The 20,462-nt window shown below is 41.6% G+C and carries 19 protein-coding genes; 7 read left to right on the forward strand and 12 right to left on the reverse strand.

The window, feature by feature from the left end; translation table 11 throughout:
- Positions 1–249 precede the first annotated feature (249 nt).
- Positions 250–753 carry a DinB family protein gene (locus ACIQYG_RS02835; protein ID WP_402835377.1) on the forward strand — a complete coding sequence of 168 codons (504 nt, stop codon included), beginning with the start codon at positions 250–252 and terminating at the stop codon, positions 751–753.
- Between the two features lie 182 nt (positions 754–935).
- Here the strand turns inward: ACIQYG_RS02835 and ACIQYG_RS02840 are convergent, their stop codons facing one another.
- The 5 genes from ACIQYG_RS02840 to ACIQYG_RS02860 all read right to left on the reverse strand — a co-directional run bounded on the left by ACIQYG_RS02840 (position 936) and on the right by ACIQYG_RS02860 (position 4,806).
- Positions 936–1,661 carry a carbon-phosphorus lyase complex subunit PhnI gene (locus ACIQYG_RS02840; RefSeq protein ID WP_402835378.1) on the reverse strand — a complete coding sequence of 242 codons (726 nt, stop codon included), beginning with the start codon at positions 1,659–1,661 and terminating at the stop codon, positions 936–938.
- The gene (phnH, locus tag ACIQYG_RS02845) at positions 1,643–2,260 is read right to left on the reverse strand and encodes a phosphonate C-P lyase system protein PhnH (protein WP_402835379.1); all 618 of its coding nucleotides are present in this window, start codon (positions 2,258–2,260) and stop codon (positions 1,643–1,645) included. The genes ACIQYG_RS02840 and phnH overlap by 19 nt, the downstream gene beginning before the upstream one ends.
- 14 nt (positions 2,261–2,274) lie before the next feature.
- Positions 2,275–2,700: a phosphonate C-P lyase system protein PhnG gene (phnG, locus tag ACIQYG_RS02850; RefSeq protein WP_402835380.1), complete on the reverse strand. Its 426-nt coding sequence runs from the start codon at positions 2,698–2,700 to the stop codon at positions 2,275–2,277.
- A gap of 280 nt (positions 2,701–2,980) precedes the next feature.
- Positions 2,981–3,682, reverse strand: coding sequence for a GntR family transcriptional regulator (locus ACIQYG_RS02855; RefSeq protein ID WP_402835381.1), 702 nt, complete (start codon positions 3,680–3,682; stop codon positions 2,981–2,983).
- 239 nt (positions 3,683–3,921) lie between these two features.
- Positions 3,922–4,806, reverse strand: a complete 885-nt coding sequence (locus ACIQYG_RS02860; protein WP_402835382.1) for a PHP domain-containing protein — start codon at positions 4,804–4,806, stop codon at positions 3,922–3,924.
- A gap of 1,419 nt (positions 4,807–6,225) precedes the next feature.
- On the opposite strand from ACIQYG_RS02860, the gene guaC reads away from it, so the two are divergent.
- Positions 6,226–7,209 (forward strand): GMP reductase, encoded by a 984-nt coding sequence (gene guaC, locus ACIQYG_RS02865; protein WP_034309334.1) that lies wholly within the window; start codon positions 6,226–6,228, stop codon positions 7,207–7,209.
- Positions 7,210–7,256: 47 nt separating this feature from the next.
- Here the strand turns inward: guaC and ACIQYG_RS02870 are convergent, their stop codons facing one another.
- Positions 7,257–7,598, reverse strand: coding sequence for a zinc ribbon domain-containing protein YjdM (locus tag ACIQYG_RS02870; RefSeq protein ID WP_230176704.1), 342 nt, complete (start codon positions 7,596–7,598; stop codon positions 7,257–7,259).
- Between the two features lie 157 nt (positions 7,599–7,755).
- Here ACIQYG_RS02870 and ACIQYG_RS02875 point away from each other — a divergent pair, with 157 nt between their 5' ends.
- The 4 genes from ACIQYG_RS02875 (at position 7,756) to ACIQYG_RS02890 (ending at position 12,244) form a co-directional block, all read left to right on the forward strand.
- Positions 7,756–8,445, forward strand: a complete 690-nt coding sequence (locus tag ACIQYG_RS02875) for a response regulator transcription factor (protein WP_402835383.1) — start codon at positions 7,756–7,758, stop codon at positions 8,443–8,445.
- On the forward strand, positions 8,442–9,446 hold the full coding sequence (locus ACIQYG_RS02880) for a sensor histidine kinase (RefSeq protein ID WP_402835384.1): 1,005 nt from the start codon (positions 8,442–8,444) through the stop codon (positions 9,444–9,446). The genes ACIQYG_RS02875 and ACIQYG_RS02880 overlap by 4 nt, the downstream gene beginning before the upstream one ends.
- A gap of 100 nt (positions 9,447–9,546) precedes the next feature.
- Positions 9,547–10,308 (forward strand): ABC transporter ATP-binding protein, encoded by a 762-nt coding sequence (locus ACIQYG_RS02885; RefSeq protein WP_402835385.1) that lies wholly within the window; start codon positions 9,547–9,549, stop codon positions 10,306–10,308.
- Positions 10,298–12,244 carry an FtsX-like permease family protein gene (locus ACIQYG_RS02890; RefSeq protein ID WP_402835386.1) on the forward strand — a complete coding sequence of 649 codons (1,947 nt, stop codon included), beginning with the start codon at positions 10,298–10,300 and terminating at the stop codon, positions 12,242–12,244. The genes ACIQYG_RS02885 and ACIQYG_RS02890 overlap by 11 nt, the downstream gene beginning before the upstream one ends.
- A gap of 344 nt (positions 12,245–12,588) precedes the next feature.
- Here ACIQYG_RS02890 and ACIQYG_RS02895 read toward each other — a convergent pair whose 3' ends face one another.
- The 6 genes from ACIQYG_RS02895 to ACIQYG_RS02920 all read right to left on the reverse strand — a co-directional run bounded on the left by ACIQYG_RS02895 (position 12,589) and on the right by ACIQYG_RS02920 (position 19,160).
- A complete protein-coding gene (locus tag ACIQYG_RS02895) occupies positions 12,589–13,653 on the reverse strand; it encodes an NAD(P)/FAD-dependent oxidoreductase (RefSeq protein WP_402835387.1) in 1,065 nt (354 codons plus the stop codon).
- Between the two features lie 207 nt (positions 13,654–13,860).
- Positions 13,861–14,676 (reverse strand): phosphonoacetaldehyde hydrolase, encoded by an 816-nt coding sequence (gene phnX / locus ACIQYG_RS02900; protein ID WP_402835388.1) that lies wholly within the window; start codon positions 14,674–14,676, stop codon positions 13,861–13,863.
- On the reverse strand, positions 14,673–15,767 hold the full coding sequence (gene phnW / locus ACIQYG_RS02905) for a 2-aminoethylphosphonate--pyruvate transaminase (protein ID WP_402835389.1): 1,095 nt from the start codon (positions 15,765–15,767) through the stop codon (positions 14,673–14,675). The genes phnX and phnW overlap by 4 nt, the downstream gene beginning before the upstream one ends.
- 25 nt (positions 15,768–15,792) lie before the next feature.
- Complete coding sequence (locus ACIQYG_RS02910; RefSeq protein ID WP_402835390.1) at positions 15,793–16,785, reverse strand: extracellular solute-binding protein; 993 nt, start codon at positions 16,783–16,785, stop codon at positions 15,793–15,795.
- 13 nt (positions 16,786–16,798) lie between these two features.
- Positions 16,799–18,415 carry an ABC transporter permease subunit gene (locus tag ACIQYG_RS02915; protein ID WP_402835391.1) on the reverse strand — a complete coding sequence of 539 codons (1,617 nt, stop codon included), beginning with the start codon at positions 18,413–18,415 and terminating at the stop codon, positions 16,799–16,801.
- The gene (locus ACIQYG_RS02920) at positions 18,408–19,160 is read right to left on the reverse strand and encodes an ABC transporter ATP-binding protein (RefSeq protein ID WP_101223028.1); all 753 of its coding nucleotides are present in this window, start codon (positions 19,158–19,160) and stop codon (positions 18,408–18,410) included. The genes ACIQYG_RS02915 and ACIQYG_RS02920 overlap by 8 nt, the downstream gene beginning before the upstream one ends.
- A gap of 228 nt (positions 19,161–19,388) precedes the next feature.
- On the opposite strand from ACIQYG_RS02920, the gene ACIQYG_RS02925 reads away from it, so the two are divergent.
- Entirely contained in the window at positions 19,389–20,147 is a 759-nt protein-coding gene (locus ACIQYG_RS02925; protein ID WP_402835392.1) for a DeoR/GlpR family DNA-binding transcription regulator, read from the forward strand.
- Positions 20,148–20,462: the final 315 nt, after the last annotated feature.

The following is a 20,462-nucleotide window of genomic DNA, read 5'->3' on the forward strand; positions in this document are numbered from 1 at the left end:
TGACTATTGTGCATAGGCATTAGGGTATCAAAGCTTCAAATACAATGCAGTTTCCTATGAAATCATATTAACAATTTTACCTAAATGACGTTGTGTCACACTCCTTCAATCACCATGCATCCACTTTAAATCAGGTGTTTTTTCCGTAGTTTTTTGCATTTGTCATGCAGTCGATATCCCTTTGTTTTTTCCTATATCAAAAAATTCAGTGATGCTTTCATATGGGGGTGTCACAAAAGGGGAGTTCTCATGAATTATATCGAGTATGATTTGCTATTTGAATCAAGAAAACAGTTAATTGAGGAAATTACGGAGTTGGATGAAAAAATGCTCCACCATAAGCCTGTGCCTGAAGTATGGAACATCGCCCAAATTTGCCATCATTTATATCTCACGGAGCAGGTTTTTACAGAAGTTATAGCAAATGGCATTCGGGAAAGGGATTTTAATAATATCATTCAAAAAAACATTTACTTCGTTACTGATAGAACAAGGAAATACTCATCCCCTGAGGTCATTACACCCTCTTCAACCCCATTTCAATTATCGGGCCTTATGGATTTGCTGGCAGAATCAAGGGATCGATTATTACAGGTTCTTTATGATATGGATTCAGATATCTTGTTAAATAGAAAGAAAGCCAAGCATCCCCTATTCGGGGACCTCTCATTGGATCAATGGATTGAGTTATTATCCTTACATGAACAAAGGCATATCAAACAGATACAAGAAATAAAGTCCGCCCTTATATAAACCTTTCATGACAATGACATCATTAGAGAATCAGCCCGAGACAACGATTTGCAAACAAATAAAGAGACCACGTCATTTTGTGGTCTTCTTTCATGCATGCTATGAAACGAACGTGACTTTCAGGGGCTGCACCAAGTTGATAGATTGGCAGAGCCCATATTTCCCGAGCCAGCATTGTAGTATCAAGATGATACTTGTAGTTTCCTTTTGATTTGTGTTGCGAAGATTTCAAGACAGATTGCGATTATCAGGATAAAATAAGTGATTGCTCCAATTTCACTCAAGTCAAAGTAAAATCCACTTGCCATGAACATATCGAAGCCGATTCCTCCTGCGCCTGCCGCTGCGCCCATTGCGACCGCCACTGCAAAATTGATTTCAAAGCGCATGAAAGTCCACGAAATGATATAAGTGATTGAAGATGGAATGATGACTTGGAACACGATCTGCCACCAATTCGCACCGCTTGCTTGCAGGGCTTCTATAGCACCTTTATCAATTTCCTCGAAGGATTCCGAGTAGGCCTTCACAAGGTAACTTATGGAGTGGAACGTCATCCCTATAACTGCCGCTACACTGCCCAACCCCGCTGCAACTGCAAAAATGAGGACCCATAAAACGGTAGGGACGGCTCTAATCAGGGCAACCGATCCCTTTATGATTGATCGATAGGCCCTCAATAGGAAAACAGCTTCTTCCGGATTGCCTTCAGCCTGTTTAATGGCAAGTGCAGCCAATGATTGATCATACAAACTGCTTTCCGACATAACCTGATCAATCAATCCTCTCATCCCGGCTTCTATCTTATGCAGCTCTATGGCCGTCCCTTTTTTGACCCGTTCATACTTTAAGCGTTTGATGGATTCCTCAATCGCCTTTGTTCCGCCCTTTACTGCAACATATCCCATATAATCTCACCCCCATTTTCTCTGATTTGAGTCGTTCTCGGCAAAGCTATTAAACGATCTTGTTGATCAACAAAATACAGATCGATTCCTAACGGGAATTCTATGTTTTTTTCGTTCCTTGCACCCAGCCAGGCGGAGACATTCGGGAGGCTCATGAATGATTCCTCTTGAATTCCCGGTCCTGAAAGGATCATTGCGTCCCCTTTTGTTACATCCGGTACTTCTAGAATGATCATCGCCGATTCATGAGGGTTCAATAGATTCCCTACTTTTGCTTTATTCAATGCTTCCTTTATTTGCTCGTCGGAGGCATCATGTAAAATAAAGATAAAATCCGCTTCCGGCAAATCGACAGGCTTTGAATAAGTAAGCTGATTAATCATTCTTGTCACCGCCCCCTCCGCCTTTGAAATGACCTTAAAGGACACTTCAGGGTCGAGTACCGTTCGTGCAAGCAGGATGGTCGAAGATAAGCATTCCATTTGAACATCCAACGTCCTGGCTTCCCTTTCCATAACCACTAAAGTTCCAGGTCTTGAAGTCGCCGTTACAAGCTTTCTATAAACAGTTTGTATGTCATGAACTACATCCAAATTCATTGCTTTCCCCCCTCTTATTGAACATCCATTGTTTCAAAATTAACCTTGGTTCTTAAGATTGATCGATTAAGCTCTTGAAGATTTTTCTGGATATTCTTCTTCTCATTTTCTAAAACATGTGACCATAATCTTGTTTCGCCAAGATCAGCCTGATAAGCGGCATCAATGATCGCTAAACTATGTGCCAGTTCTTCCCGCTGTCCCTTAACGATACCAATCCCGATTGAATCCTGGATTTGGACCGTGCATTCTGTCACCAGCATTTCCCCTAGATAAAACAAGCTCTTTTTTGCCGTTTCCCTTGTCTTTAGCAACACAAGGGCACTCTCTGGCTTTTGAATGACGGTAACTTTATATTTCATTGCTATTTCCTTGGCAAATTCCTTCGCAATGTCCTCAGAGCCTTGAATCAAAATTTCGGTTCTTTCCCTTTTTCTCATTCCATTGGCCTCCAAATGTTTTAGTTTCAAGCTAACACCTTCAATGTATCTTGTTGCCAAGTGAACGTACGTTAAGAAAGAGTAAATCTTTGTATGAAATTTGTTAAAGTCGGGCCTGCCTATTCAAATTTCGTGCTTCACTCGTGAATTCAGAGCATTTACTCGTGAGTTCCGGACTTTTACTCGTGAATTCGGGGCATTTACTCGTGAGTTTCGTATTTTCACTCGTGAATTCAGGGCATTTACTAGTGAATTCGATCGATATCTTGAATGGAAGTTTTTATATAACATATGTGAAACAATCGCTCCGATAGATTATGACCGTGTGCTCAAGGACTTGATTACTCCGTTTATCCCGGCATAATGATTGCACTTGCAAAAGTGGAATTAAACTTGAACACTGCAAAATATCCCGTTCGAAAAGAGTGGGAAAAATCACATTCAGCGTGCTCCTGCTGGATCCGAATTCTACAAAGCCACGCTGCCGGTAATATTGAAACATGGAGGTTATATCCGGACCGTCCTTTTCTATTTCAGGAAATGTTGATTTTGCTACAAAAGATGTATGAAGAGCAATCGGGAAATCGTCCATTAACCTAAGCCTGCCAATTTTAAAGACCTTGTCATCACTTTCCACCTCGAGGCTTTGAAAAATCTTCTGATCATAAGAAATTTCTTCGCAAAAAATAGTACTCGTTTGAAAGGAAAACTGGAATTCTTTCATTTTCTCGGTGAAACTGACATCTCCGGATAGTATTAACGGAATTTGTTTCTTGGTTTCCTGGACATAACTTCCCTTACCTTGCTTCGAATAGATAAAGCCTAAATCTTGAAGCTGTTCATATGCTTTCCTGACCACCATTCTTGGTACATTAAATTGATCGGCGAGTATATGCTCTGAAGGTAACTTTTTATCCAATTGAAAGGTCCCACTCTTAATTTCAGATATCAAATGATCCACTAAAAAGTTTTTTTCCGCCAACAGAAATCCCCCTTTAAATATTCGATCTCCCTAATACCCTTTTTCCTTGTTACTGCCAGTGTAATGAGAAAATATGAAGCCATCATGATTTTCTTGTAAAAAAAAAGTCCTGGTCAATTACCAGAACGAAAGGAAGTACTTATTTTATGAATCTTTTTCAATAGAACATCCTGCATGTTCAGCCTTTCAAATTCCAAATCCAGCATGTAAGCATGCCGCTCTCACAGCAAAATTCCTGTTCATAGATCGATATTTTTCAATACCACATCATTAATGGCCATGCTTTTTTTCCTTAATTTCAAAGCATTCACACATTCCGTTCCAGGGCTCATACTGCCAAGCCGAATCGGCTTCTCCCCATAATCCCCATGAAAATCCGAACCTCCTGTCTTAATGAGATTATATTGATCTGCATATGAAATCGCTCTTTCCTCTTCTGCATGACCATGATGCGGGTGAAGAACTTCAATCCCTTCAAGCCCTGCTTCTACAAGATCGGGAATAATTTCGAAGCTCCCGTATTGTCCAGGGTGAGCAAGGACCGGGACGCCTCCGGCAGCACGAATCGCCTTCACAGCCAGTATGGCATCCACATACTCCATAGGAATGAAGGCAATGCCCGGCTCTTCCCCATTTTGGCCGCGACTGAAGATTTTCTTATACAAATCTCCATAGATAGAATCCGTATACCCCGATTCCCTTAGTGCTAGCATGATATGCTGTTTATAAACGCCGGTTCCTCCCCTGAATTTAGATACCTGATCCCAAGTTATTCGATATCCTGCATGAATCAGCCGTTCCACCATTTTTTCAGAAGCTGCATTCCTTTTTTCAATCAGTGGATTACATAGATCCTCAAGTGCCTTATGACCAGGCTCAACAAAATAGCCCAAAATATGTACACGCCTTCCTCTTGCAAAGTCATAACCGGAAACTTCGATACCTGGGATGATTTCAATTCCCATTTCCTTACCCCGTTCCACCATCTCCTGCATTCTCATTGTTGTATCGTGATTCGTAATCGCTAAATGGCCAATGCTCTCCCTTTTTGCAACCTCCAATAGTTCTTCAAATGAACTGGAACCATCTGAAACGTTCGTATGACAATGTAATTCAACCTTCATGCCAATCCCCCCATTCTTATTCGTTACCCATTAACATTTTAACTTAGTGCCATGTCGGTCCCGTTAAGATGATGTAAAAAAACGTAAAGGTGTAAAAGTCGTCCTGAATGGTGAAAATACTTAAGTATTTCAAGCTGTAGACAAAAACGTTCGAGTTGATTTCAGAAACCCGCTCCCTTTCCGCCGACTGTCTGCCAAGCCTCCTCGACGTAAACGTCTCCGGGGTCTCGGCTAGCCCGTTATTCGGCAGGAGTGTCGCAAATTTCTTCCATCCATTAAGGAGTACAGGCAAAAACATGAAGGATAAACTAGTCTTAAATATGGTTCGGAATAAGACCAACCTGTAGTTTTTCTTTTAAAAAACGTCCAGTTGATTGGAACGAAAGGTACGAGACTCCTGCGGGAAAAGCGTGGCCAAGGGAGACCCCGCAGGCGAGCGCCGAGGAGGCTCCCGGACCGCCCGCGGAAAGCGAGTGCCTGGAGTGGAAATCAAAGGTCAGAATTACTAACCCTTAAAAAAACGTTCGAGTTGATTCCAGAAACCCGCTCCCTTTCCGCCGACTGTCTGCCAAGCCTCCTCGACGTAAACGTCTCCGGGGTCTCGGCTAGCCCGTTATTCGGCAGGAGTGTCGCAAATTTCTTCCATCCATTAAGGAGTACAGGCAAAAACATGAAGGATAAACTAGTCTTAAACATGGTTCGAGATGAGACCGGCCTGCAGTTTTTCTTTTAAAAAACGTCCAGGTGATTGGAATGTAAGGTACGAGACTCCTGCGGGAAAAGCGTGGCCAAGAGAGACCCCGCAAGCGAGCGCCGAGGAGGCTCCCGGACCGCCCGCGGAAAGTGAGTGCCTGGAGTGGAAATCAACGTTCCCATTTTACAAACCCACAAAAAAAATGTTGGCAAACAAATATTATTTAGTTTGTAGACAAAAGGGTTCTATCTAAATAAAACAAAGGTGATTGGAACGAAAGGTACGAGACTCCTGCGGGAAAAGCGTGGCATGGGAGACCCCGAGGCGCGCCAAGGAGGCTCCCGCCCGCCCGCGGAAAGCGAGTGCCTGAAGTGGAAATCAACGTTTCATATTACAAACCCACCAAAAAAATGTTGGCAAACAAATATTATTTAGTTTGTAGACAAAAGGGTTCTATCTAAATAAAACAAAGGTGATTGGAACGGAAGGCGCGAGACTCCTGCGGGAAAAGCGTGGCATGAGAGACCCCGCAGGCGCGCCGAGGAGGCGCCCGCCCGCCCGCGGAAAGCGAGTGCCTGAAGTGGAAATAAACGTTCCCATATTACAAACCCACAAATAAAACCAATAAAAATTTTGACTTACTGTCAAAAATGATGTACATTACCTAATGGGCGAACAATTTCTATTGAAAAAGACAAAAATATTCGTATATAGAGGTGCATAACATGGAAAACGTGTTTGATTATGAAGATATTCAATTAATTCCTGCAAAATGTGTAGTAAATAGCCGTTCTGAGTGTGATACATCCGTTACTTTGGGCAAACATACATTCAAGTTACCTGTAGTACCTGCCAATATGCAAACGATCATTGATGAAAAGATTGCCATTTACTTGGCTGAAAACGGTTACTTTTATGTAATGCATCGTTTCGAGCCAGAAAAACGACTGACTTTCATTAAAGACATGCATTCAAGAGAATTGATCGCTTCCATCAGTGTCGGCGTTAAAGAAGAAGAATACGGATTCATCGAACAGTTATCGAATGACAACATTGTACCTGAATACATTACAATAGATATTGCACACGGACATTCCAATGCCGTGATAAAGATGATACAGCATATTAAAAAACATTTACCTGAAAGTTTTGTCATTGCAGGAAATGTTGGAACTCCTGAAGCGGTACGTGAATTGGAACATGCCGGTGCCGATGCTACAAAGGTGGGCATTGGACCAGGGAAAGTATGCATCACTAAAATCAAGACTGGATTTGGAACGGGCGGCTGGCAATTAGCAGCACTTCGCTGGTGTGCAAAAGCAGCAAGCAAGCCTATCATAGCTGACGGCGGCATACGCACGAACGGTGATATTGCCAAATCAGTTCGATTTGGAGCTTCGATGGTCATGATCGGTTCACTATTTGCCGGACACGAAGAATCTCCAGGCCAAACGATCGAGAAAGATGGAAAGGCCTTTAAAGAATACTTTGGTTCAGCATCTGAATTCCAAAAAGGTGAAAAGAAAAACGTTGAAGGCAAAAAGATGTTTGTCGAGCACAAAGGATCTTTGGAAGATACGTTGAAGGAAATGGAACAAGATCTTCAGTCTTCCATTTCATATGCAGGTGGTACCAAGTTGGAGGCCATCAGGAATGTGGATTATGTGGTCGTTAAGAACTCAATCTTTAACGGTGACAAAGTTTATTAAGAAGTAACATAAAAAAAGGCCTAATCAATGGATTAGGCCTTTTTTAATTATACTTTTTTAACAAATTGGGATTTTAATTTCATTGCACCAAAACCATCAATCTTACAATCAATATCATGATCTCCATCAACTAGACGGATGCTTTTGACTTTAGTGCCCATTTTTAAGACGGATGAGCTCCCTTTCACTTTAAGATCCTTGATTACCGTAACGGTATCACCATCGTTCAAGGCATTTCCATTAGCATCTTTGATAACCTTCTTTTGATCACCATTTTCCGTTTCCGCTTCCACCGTCCACTCATGGGCGCATTCCGGGCAAACAAAAAGACTGCCGTCTTCGTATGTATATTCTGAATCACATGCAGGGCAATTAGGAAAATCAGGCATAAATTCACTTCCTCCATTCATTATGTCAATTTTAATATAATAATGGTTTACACACAACCAGTAGTCTATTACCTCCCCCTGTTCCTCCCTTCCTCTAGAACCTATAAAGGTTTTACTATATACTTTTAAGAAAAAGCTGGAAAGTGCGGTGAACCCATTGTTTAAACTATTATTGATAGAAGATGATACGACGTTATTCAATGAAATTAAAGATAGATTGGCGCAATGGTCTTATGATATTTACGGAATCGGCGATTTTAGTAAAGTGGTTCAGGAATTCACGGACATAAAACCTGATTTGGTCATCATTGATATACAGTTGCCGAAGTTTGACGGATTTCATTGGTGCAGAATGATCCGGGCCCATTCCAATGTTCCCATCATCTTTTTATCATCACGTGATCATCCTACCGACATGGTGATGTCCATGCAGCTTGGAGCTGATGATTTTATCCAGAAGCCTTTTCATTTCGATGTACTCATTGCGAAGATACAGGCCACCCTTCGCCGTGTCTATAATTACAATACGGAAAAGATCGAACTGAAAACCTGGTGCGGCGCCACCGTGGATTACGAGAAGAATACGGTATCGGCCGAGTCTGGCACAATCGAATTGACTAAAAATGAAATTTTCATCCTGAAAAAGCTCATTGAACAGAAAAACAAGATCGTAAGCCGCGAAGAATTGATCAACAGCTTATGGGATGACAAACGTTTCATAAGCGATAACACCCTTACAGTGAATGTGAACCGTTTACGCAAGAGGTTGGATGAACTGGGTTTAGGGCATTTTATCGAAACGAAGGTCGGACAGGGCTATATCGCCGTAGAAGAGGCAAATGCATGATCAGAAAATATCTCGTGGAAAGGTTCAGCTGGATCACATTTTACATACTTCTTCATCTATTCATTATCTTTGTCGCCTATCTTGATTCGGCCATTCCGTTGAAGCCCATACTGTATATTGCCTTTTTATCATTGCTCATGTTCAGTATGTTTTTGATATTCCGCTATAAAAAAGAAACCTACTTTTATAAAAGTTTGGAAGCGCGGGAAGACAACCTGGATGTTACGAATATAGCCGAACCAGAGAGCCCTTTCGAAAAAATCATAGAAAACAGCATCATTAATCAAACCGAATTATTGAAGCGATCCGCAGCAATCGGTCAAATGACTTTAGAGCAGGAGAAGGATGAATTATTAGCTTGGATTCATGAGGTGAAGACGCCATTGACGGCGATGCATTTAATGATTGACCGCTTGGATGATGAATTGCTGAAATCACACTTGACTTATGAGTGGCTGCGCATTCACCTTCTTCTTGATCAGCAGCTCCATCAAAGGCGCATGCCTTTCATCGAAAATGATTTGTATATAGAGAAAACCGATTTGGAAACAATAATCTTTGATGAGATTAAAACGCTGCGATCATGGTGCATTCAAAAAGGGATTGGCTTCGACATACAATTGGGCGTAAGCGAAGTGCTAAGTGATGCCAAATGGCTGGCCTTCATCATGAGGCAGCTCTTGACCAACTCGATTAAGTACAGTGAAAACTCAGATATCATGATATATAGCCATGAACAAGCCGGACAAACGGTTCTTGAAGTGCAGGATTCCGGACGGGGCATCGACCCAAAGGATTTATCCCGCATATTTGATAAAGGATTTACATCCACGACAAATCATCGTGACAATGCGGCAACCGGCATGGGTCTATATTTAACCAAGAATGCAGCCGAGTCCCTATTCATCACCATTGATGTTAAATCAGAGCTTGAAACCGGAACGACCGTTACCTTGACCTTCCCAAAAAGAAATGATTTCGTGAATATCACAAGCATGTGACAAAAGTGTCACATGCTTTTATTCTTTGTTCGTCCAAACGAAGGAAAAGAAATACATGGCCTTTTATAATGAGGATATAGAAAAAAAGGAGTGTATCCAAATGAATATATTAGAAGCGAAAAAAATCCATAAAAGCTATGGTAATAAATTCAATAAACAAGAGGTATTAAAGGGTCTCGATATAAGCATACAAGAAGGTGAATTCGTAAGTATCATGGGTGCTTCAGGTTCAGGAAAAACGACTTTGCTGAATGTCCTTTCCTCGATCGATAAAGTCAGCAACGGCACCATTACGATCGATGGAAAAGAGATTTCAGTGATGAAAGAAAAGAAGTTGGCCGAATTCCGTAAGAACCATCTAGGCTTCATCTTCCAGGAATATAACCTATTGGACACACTGACTGTCAAAGAAAATATCCTTTTGCCCTTATCCATCACCAAAACGCCCAATAATGAAGCGGCACTAAAGTTTGATAGCGTGGCGAAGGAACTGGGCATATATGAAGTGAAGGATAAATACCCAAATGAAATTTCCGGTGGTCAAAAACAGCGTACGTCTGCAGCACGGGCTTTCATCCATGATCCAAGCATCATTTTTGCGGATGAACCGACTGGGGCGCTTGACTCCAAATCTGCTTCCGATTTACTGAACAAACTGGGCGAAATGAATAAAAAGCGCAAAGCGACCATCATCATGGTAACCCATGATCCAGTGGCCGCCAGTTATTGCAGCCGAGTCATTTTCATTAAAGATGGACAAATCTATACTCAATTGAATAAAGGTCAAGAATCCAGACAGACCTTCTTCAAGGACATCATGAAAACACAAGGTGTATTGGGAGGGGTTCAAAATGAGCATTAATCAACTCATCTTGCGAAATCTGAAGAAGAATCTGAAGAACTATTACCTGTATGTGTTCGCCCTGGTCTTCAGTGCCTCCCTTTACTTTGCTTTTGTCACCTTGCAATATGACCCATCGCTGGATGAAGCGGAGGGTACGGTGAAAGGCGCCGCCTCCATCAAGGCTGCATCGATCCTGCTTGTTGCGATTGTTTCCATATTCCTTTTATATGCCAATAGCATTTTCATTAAAAGACGCAGTAAAGAAATCGGCTTATTCCAATTGATAGGCATGACGAAGAACAGGATATTCCGTATCCTGAGTGTGGAAAACCTGATCCTGTATTTCTGTTCCGTATTCCTGGGAATCTTTGTAGGGTTTGCCGCTTCAAAATTGATCATCATGATCCTATTTAAAATAATGGGTGTCGAGGCAATTGCGACTCTTAACTTTTCTTTTCAGCCGCTTGTGCAGACCGTGCTCGTTTTTAGCGCCATCTATCTTTTAATCATGTTGATGAATTATGCCTTCATTAAAAGGCAAACCATTCTATCATTATTTAGAGTGACTTCCATGACGGAAGGAAAAGTGAAAAAGGTTTCGATTTTCGAAATGATCATCGGGTTATTCGGGATCATCCTGATCATTGCTGGCTATGTCATTTCATCCAAATTATTCGATGGAGCTTTTTCAGATATGACCGAGCTTTTTATGGCCATGGTCTTCATTTTGGCAACCGTCATCATCGGTACCTACCTATTCTATAAAGGATCAGTAAGCTTCATCTTTAATATCATCCGTAAAAAGAAAAATGGCTATTTGAATATCAATGAAGTATTGTCCCTTTCATCCATCATGTTCCGGATGAAATCGAATGCGATATTATTGACGATCATCACGACCGTTTCCGCTTTGGCGATCGGTTTATTATCATTAAGCTATATCTCCTACTACTCAGCGGAGAAAATGGCACAAAGCAGTATCCCTACCGATTTTTCGATGACGGATAAGGGAGATGCGGATACATTCAAAGAAGCTTTATCAGACAGTAAAATTGATTATGACGAAAAGGTGATTGATGTCATTCAAGTGGATGTCAATGTAAAGGAAATTATGGAGACCAGCCTGGATGAAGTGAACTTTGATCCGGACATCATGACCGTTTCCGTCATCAGTGATGAATCCGTTAAAGGAATCAACCTCGCTGAAGATGAGACCCTTTTCAGTGGATACAGTAATATTATGGAAAAGGTCATATCCTTGAAGGATTCCGGAAAGATTGAACTAAAGGGCAAAAATGAAGTGATTCCGCAAACATATATGGGTTTGAATGATGATACTTTCCTGTCCCATTACTTCACGAATGGCGGATTGCCCGTTGCCATTGTAGACCAAACGATATTCGACCGTTTGAAAAAGGACGCCGACCCGAAAATCCAAAATGTACCATCCGTTAATATCGGCATTGATGTGAAGGATGAAGCTGAACTTGAAAAAGCGAATGATCTATTCAATAAAATGAATTTTAAAGAAGAACATGTGAATGAATCCCAATTGGAAATGTTCAACACCCAGAAGAAGAATATGGGCCTTATCATGTTCATCGTCGGCTTCTTGGGGTTAACCTTCCTCATCACATCCGGTTGTATCCTTTATTTCAAGCAAATGGATGAAAGTGAAGGAGAAAAATCCAATTATACGATTTTAAGAAAACTCGGATTCACGCGTGGCGACTTACTAAGAGGAATCCAAGCAAAACAAGTTTTCAATTTCGGCATTCCTTTAGTCGTCGGGCTGCTTCACAGTTATTTCGCAGTCCAATCAGGATGGTTCTTTTTCGGGACCGAAGTTTGGACACCGATGATCATCGTCATGGCATTATACACGGTACTGTATTCGCTCTTCGGAATCCTATCCGTATTTCATTACAAGAAGGTCATTAAAGAATCTCTATAATTTCGAAGATACTAAAAGCTCCAGGGCCAATGAGGCCCTGGAGCTTTTAACTGTAGAAAAATTCGAAGAAAAGTGATTTCCACTCCAGGCACTCGCTTTCCGCGGGCGGTCTTTGCGCCTGCGGGGTCTACCTTGGACACGCTTTTCTTAGCAGGAGTCTCGTGCCTTCCGTTTCAAGCAAAATTTAGCAACGATCAGATTATATAAACCCCAAAGAAGTTCCAGCTGCTTTCAGAAATCGCCACCCTTTCACTCCAATGGGATTCCATACATAAAAAAGTAAACCATGAAGGAAATCATCATGGTTCGGGGTGAGACATTTCGAACGAGCTTTCCGTTTCCCTTTAAAGTACCCCAGCCGGTTTCATCATTTCCTTGATCAATTCCCTATTGCGCTTTTTAAAGATTTCATTATGGGAAGAAACCATTCCCACTCCGTGAGCGTCAGGCTGGATATATTGTTTTGCCTTGTTTACGGCATTTGCAGCATCTTGAAAAGTGCCTGCTATCAGGTTCAATTTACCTTCATGCTTAAGGATATCCCCGGCTGCGTATATTCCATCCATCGAGGATTCACTTGCAGGAGTGCCTTCAATATAATAGTTGTCGGCAATGGCAATGTCCACTTTACTATTTCGAAGCAGCGATGTATCACGCTCATAACCATGATTGATGATGACTTCATCGATCGGTAAGTAAGAAACCTTTCCCGTTGCGTGATTCGTCAATTCAACATGTTCAATTGATCCATGATCATCGCAGGCAATCAATTTTGTAATCGTCGTATTCAAGAAACAAACAGCAGAGCTTTCCATCAATTGCCTTGCTTGTGATTCATGTCCTGCCAAACTATCTTTCCTGTATGTCAGGTACACCTTTTTGGCGATGGGCTCTAATTCATTCGCCCAGTCTATTGCAGAATTCCCGCCGCCTGAAATGATCACCGTCTTATCCTTGAATCGATTGAAGGACTTAACGGTATAGTTTAGATTGGAGACTTCAAACCTTTCTGCCCCGTCTATTTCCAACTTTTGCGGGTTCAGAATTCCGCCGCCAACCGCGACAATGATCGTCTTGGAAAAGTGCATTTGACCTGAAGCCGTATGTAAAACGAAGATACCTTCTTCATTACGTGTGATTGATTCCACTTTTTCATTCAAGACGACTGTTGGATTGAAGGTTAAACCTTGCTCCACTAGCTGCTCAATTAATTTTTCCCCAGTAGTGGGTGTCAGCCCTCCTACATCCCAAATCATTTTCTCTGGATAGACATGAATTTTCCCGCCTAGCCGTGGCTGGTATTCTATCAGTTTAACTTTCATTTCCCTAAGTCCGCTATAAAAAGTGGAGTAAAGGCCTGCTGGCCCTCCCCCAATAACCGTTACATCAAATAAATCTTGCTGTTCCATCTACGTCCACTCCCCGGTAATCAAGTGTGATTGATTATCATTCTCATTTAATGGTACACTCTTTTTTCATTTTTTACAATAAGCAGTCGGGTTAAAATTCAAAAAACGATTCATTCTGCACGTATGTATGAGATTGGAAAAAAAAGTGCAGCAATCCTTCATCCATACTTAAGGATGAAAGATGCTGCACTTTCTTGGCACTGAATGTTAGCTTGAACGAGGTCTTTTCCCGTCTGCTATAAGAAGGTTGATGCGATCTATGAGTTCAGGTAGTTCCTCCATCGTTTTGATGGTGAAGTCTGCGCCGTTTTGCATAAAGTTATCTGCCGTTTTTGTGATGAGATCTTGTTTATCTCTTTCTGGCAATCTTGTATACTCATCCAAGCTCAATCCCATCTCGGAGCTTCCGACAATGACACCGACCGACCATACCCCAGCATTCACTCCCTCTTGCATATCGGAAGTGGTGTCGCCTACCTTCACTACCTTCCATGATGCCGCTAACTTCAATTTTTCCATATTCCGATAGATCATGTAAGGATAAGGCCTTCCAATCGAATGGGTTGCATCCGGGGTTACATGAAAATCCGGGCGATAGCCTTTTTTCAAAGCATTTGCCACGACGACCTCCATCATTGTATCCGTATATCCCGTTGTCGACCCAATCTTCAGGCCGCGATTCCTTAATGCTTCCACCGTCTCGATAACCCCTGGAATGGGATCTGTATAATCCGCCAATGACATCATCAGTGCCGGTTCGAATTCAGCATATAGTTTTTCAACGTCTTCCTCATTGAATGGCCTTCCGTATTGTTCTTCCCATAACGAAGATATCCTTGGCATGGTCAGCATCGCACGAATATGGTCGATTTTCAGCATGCCCATCGGAGCTCTGGCTTCCTCCATCGTCACGTCAAGTCCAGCATTCTTAAAAATATCCACAAAAACATTCACTGGTGCAAAACATCCAAAATCCACAGCTGTTCCAGCCCAATCCAAAATGATTCCCTCTACCTTATTCATACTGTCACCACTTTCATATATTTTTCTACGATCCTGCCAAGTGCCTCGATATCTTCTTCATGGATTTCGCCAATATTGCCGATTCGGAATGTATCTATGTCAGTCAGCTTTCCGGGGTAAATTACATAGCCCCTCTCTTTGATGAAATTGTAGAAGTCCCCAAAATCAAAGGTTTCAGTTGGAAAAAGGAAAGTTGTAATGATTGGCGATTGTTTATCAGGTGAGATATATGCATGAATGCCCAATTTACCCATCAGCTCTCTCAGCCTGTCATTATTATTTTTATAGCGGGCGAATCTGGCTGGAATGCCGCCTTCTTCCGATAATTCTTCCAATGCTTTAGCAAACGCGGCCACTGCATGCGTCGGGGATGTGAAACGCCATTTCCCATCCTTGTCCATCTCTTTCCACTGATCATATAAATCCAGGGACAAACTGCGGGCATTGCCTTCACAAGCCAACAATTTCTCAAGCTTTGCAATGACGAAACCAAAACCGGGGATTCCTTGAATGCATTTATTCGCACTGCTGATCAAATAATCGATTCCGAGTTCAGGCACATTCAGCTCAACTCCGCCAAAGCTGCTCATCGCATCAATGATCAAGGTTTTCCCTTGTTCCTTTGAGATCTTCGAAACCATCTCTATCGGATTTAAAATCCCTGTCGTCGTTTCACAATGAACCATTGCTATATGTGTGATGTCACTATCATCCAGTAAAATGTTCCGGATTTCAGCTTCCTTTGGAAATTCATTGTACTCAACGCCATATTCCACATGATTCAATCCGATGCACTCCGCCATTTTCACAATTCGTTTTCCATATGCGCCATTCGTTATGATCAGCACTTTATCGGATTTTGAAAGTGCAGTCGTCAGCACTGATTCTACAACAAACGAGCCGCTTCCCTGCATAAGTACAGCCGTATATTCTCCGTTTGCAGCATATGCCAATTCAAGAAGCTGGGATCTGATTTTTTGTGTGATTTCTTTATAATCATTTTCCCACGTACAGCGGTCAACAAGCATTTCCTGTTTCACCGTACTCGTAGTCGTCAGCGGTCCAGGCGTTAATAGTTTATAAGTATTCATTTTCCTTCACTCCTCACTGTATTCATCATTGTGCTGATTTAAAGAATTCCTGATGCTGTTTTAATAATTCAACCGTTAGGGGCTGCTTGTATTTCTTAGGGTGGGCCGGTTTGTTCTTTTCCGTTACCTTTTCACCTTCATAAAGTGCGACCGGGTAATGTTTCAGCAATTCTTCTCTAGCATCTTTACTGATCGTTTCTGCCATTTTCATCGCTAAACCTGTTTTAGCTTCATCATCTTTATTCACGACAGCAACGGATTCCGTGTAGGAGAAATTCCCCTCAACCGGATCGACGAACTTGATCGGTAAGCCTGACTCTTTAGCCATCACGGCTTGGTAGCGCAAACCAAAACCGGCAGCCACTTCCCCTGCTTGAACTTTATTGATTGGGCCTGAACCTGAGCTCTCAAGATGCGGACCGCTATTTGCTATTAAGTCATGGAGAACCTTTTTCCCCTCTGCGTCACCGTATTGACTGATTATTGCTTGAACTAACAGCCACCCTGTTGAAGAGTCCAGGATATTAGGAATTGAAACGAACCCTTTATATTCCGGCTTTGTCAAATCCTTAATCGAGGTAGGCATCGGCAGGCCTTTTTGTTTAAGCACTTCCGTATTCACAAAAATGGAACCGGTATTTGCCAAAATCGGCGTATAATAGGCTGGATTTTTTTCCAATGCCTTGGTGCTGAATGACAGGTCCTTGAACATGGAGTGCTGATCCTGTGCGCTTTCAATGAAATAGGAACTCATCGTCACGACATCAGCCTCGATTTCATCGCCTTCTGCCAGCAGTTTCCCTCCTAATTCAGATGTGCCTAATGATTGAAGGACATATTTCCCTTCGTATCCGGCATCTTTCAGGGAAGTCTCCATTGCTGCAGTGGCTTCTTCATCGCCATTCGTATAAATGACCACCTTTTCCTCATCCGCTTTGCCGCTGTTACGGCCCACCAATACAAATGCCAAACTTAGAGCAACTAAAGAAAGTAAGGCTATCTTGATCGTTTTAGACATAATATCCCCCTCATTAATGTTTGAATTGTCTTTTTTGATAATGATCACAAAGCAGCTTCACGGCTAGATTTGTAAAAAAGATAAGCAAAGACAGGATGAATATTTCATTGAATTTGGCAAAATGCTGAAGCTCTTTAATTTTGCTGGCCACTAATGTGGTTTGGGCCGTGACCAAAAAGATGATTCCGCTGATCGTCACCATACTATTGATGAAATAGTAGCTGAACATCTCGATTACCGTAGATGCCGAGTTTGGCAGAATGACACGATAGATTGTCCTGATCCAGCTATCCCCCAATAGATTCCCGGTGGTTTCCCAACCAGGGTTCATTTTGGATAAAGAGTTCTTCGCCATTAAATAGGGTGTTGTAAAGAAGTGGACTATGTTACATAGAATGATGATGGCAAAGGTCCCCTTCCAGCTGCTGCCGTTGAACAGCAGCAAATACGATAAGCCCAAAACCATTCCCGGTACTGTATTCGTCAACATTGAAATGACATCGATTGCCGATTTCCCCTTAAGGGGCGTCCGGACATTCAAAACCGCAGAGCTAAAGGCGATGAACGTTCCCATTACAGCCGTCATCAAGGCGACGAATAAGGAGTTTTTATAAACTGCCGTTAAATCGCTCGATTGGAATGTGTCGATAAAATGCTTTAAGGTGAACGAAAGATCGTAAGGGAAACTAGTTAAAAATGGTGCAATGAACATGACCGCAAATACAGAAAACATCCCTATTAAGACCAGCAGCGAGATACCTCCAAAACATATATCCCTCCCTTTGTGCTGTGTCAATTCTATATCGCTGAACTTGTCATAATGAAAATTAAGTTTTTCGAGATAGTTTAATAGGAAAACACTGAATACTACCGGAATGAGCATGAAAATGGCAATCACTGCACCACTATTGAAATCAGGGATTGAACCCAGCATGACTTGATACAGTTGCGTCGCAACGACGGAGTAGGTCCCGCCGACTGAAGCCGGTATCCCGAAGTCGGTGAAACTCAAGATGAAGGAAAGTACAAAAGCTCCGCCCAAAGTTCCCGACAATGGCCGTATGATCGTATTCATGAAACTTCTTATCGTTCCGTCACCCATTAATTTTGAAACGATGATGAATTTTTTATCCATGTACTTGATGGAATTATTAATGAGAAGGAAAGCTGATGGCAATGTATAGATCACATAACCTATCAATAATCCATTAAATCCGTATATATCGAATAGATTCCTTCCAAAAATCTTCGTTATGATTCCTTGATTGCCGAAAGAGTAGATGATCGCAAACCCGAATGTGATTGTCGGAAGCAGCATCGGAACAAGGATCCCGGTTTTAATTACACTTTTTAATGGCCTATATAATCGGGTGCAATGGATGGAATAAGCCAGGAAAAAGGCTAAAACGGTCGTAATGACGGCTGTGAGCCCCGATATTTTCACGCTGTTTCCGAATGACCTCATCAACTCTGCATTTGAAAGGACCGTTAAATAATTCGAGAGATTGATTCCATCAGCCGTTTCAAAAGAACGGACGAACAATATGCCAAGCGGCAAGAAAAGAAAAACGGCAAATAGCAGTAAGATAGGTATATAAATGACTCTCATTGCCGGTTTTACTTCAGGCATACTTTTCACCGAATAAGTTATAAATATTTTCTCTCTTGATCTCCAGTTGTTTAAGAATGAATTCCTTTACGAAATCATTGGCCGGCTGATTGATGATTTCTTGAGGCGATCCAAATTGAGAAATATTCCCTTGATTAATGATCAAAATCTTATCCGACATCGTCAAAGCCTCTTCCGGGTCATGTGTCACTATGATCGTCGTCAGCTTAAATTCGCGGGCAATGGATTTGATGCGTTCCTTTATCGATTCCTTGATCACACCATCCAGAGCACTCAGCGGCTCATCAAGTAAGAGGATCTTCGGTTTCATTACAAGAGTCCTTGCTATCGAAACCCTTTGTTTCTGGCCCCCGGATAATTCGCTGATCCTTTTTTTCAAATGCGGTGTTAATTCCAGGAAATCGATGTATTCCTGAAGCTCTTCCTTGGAAACAGATCCCTTCCTGTTCCTCAATCCATAAACGATATTTTCATAGGCATTCAAATGCGGGAAAAGAGCGTAATCCTGGAAAACGATATTAAATCCCCTGTCTTTCATGGGCACGTTACTCAAATCGGTATCATTGAAAATGATTTTCCCATGATTGATACCCGTCAAGCCCAAAATTATATGTAATAAAGTAGTTTTGCCGCTTCCACTTGGTCCTAATAGTGAAACGATCTCCCCCGTTTTAATTTCAAGATTTATATTATCCAAAACTGATTTTCCATCGAATTGCTTGCTAATATTTTGTAGTTTTAGCAAACCGTTCACCTCCTTTAATACACCCTTAGTATAAAAGCACTTTGTAAACCGAATTTGAGATTTTTGTAAATAATCTGTAAATGTTGAACACTTTATTACTAATTTCATACTAACTTTTGACCAACTAATGATATTTTTATCATCTATATGTTGAATATGTTCACGGTAAACAGTACACTTAAAATGAATATCAGGAAGATAGATATGAAGAATAGGCGGGTGTAACTTATGCTTCCTCTTGAAAGGCAAAAGAAGATCATCGAGTTATTAACGATTAGAAAAGTTATGAAGATTGCCGAGCTTACTGAAGAAATGCAAGTTTCCATCGAAACCATCAGAAGGGATATAAACCTTCTTACAAGACAAGGAAAAATAGAAAAGATCTATGGCGGCGTTAAGCTGGTTCAATCGAAGTTTGGAGAATCGACGATAGATGAACGGATGTTCAGTCAATTAGAAGAAAAGGAAACCATCGCCCAAAAATGCAGTGAGTATATCGACGATGGTGATTGCATTTATATCGATAGTGGTTCGACAACCTATCAAATCGCTAAATATATAAAACAGAAAAAGAAACTGACTGTGATAACCAGTTCGATCCCTGTTGTAAATGAGCTCATTCATAGCGATATCGAGATATTGATCATAGGGGGGAAAGTCAGGAGAAATGAACAATCCATCGTTGCATTTGACTACTTATTCAACTTTAGTGAATTGAATATTTCAAAAGCATTCATTTGTGCGAGTGGCATAACCGTTGAAAAAGGCATATCCGACTATAATTTAGAAGAAGCGAACACACGAAAAAAAATCATTGATTTATCCCAAGAAGTCTATGTTGCCGCTGACAGCACCAAGTTCGGGAAAGATGTGACAATCGGGATATCGTCACTGGATAAAATCGATTACATCATAACTGACGATCATCTGCATAAAGATTTCATCTCTTCGTTTAAAGAGACCGGCACACATTTGATTCTTTCTTAAAAGCAAGAAAAAAACGGGAACTATACAGTAGTATAGTTCCCGTTTTTCAGTTTGTAGACAAAAGGGGGGCCGGTGAATGCCAAATGCATTTGGAATGAAGAACGTTTTAACAAGTCTAATTTTGGCGATCACCTTCGGGAAATCAATAACTGCCGGACTAAATGTTCTTGAATCAATTGACCCATAGCAGCACATTCATCACAACGTTGATTTCCACTTCAGGCACTCGCTTTCCGCGGGCGGGCGAGAGCCTCCTCGGCACGCCTGCGGGGTCTCCCTTGCCACGCTTTTCCCGCAGGAGTCTCATACCTTCCG

The organism is Peribacillus sp. NPDC096622 (assembly GCF_044762665.1).
GTDB lineage: Bacteria > Bacillota > Bacilli > Bacillales > DSM-1321 > Peribacillus > Peribacillus frigoritolerans_B.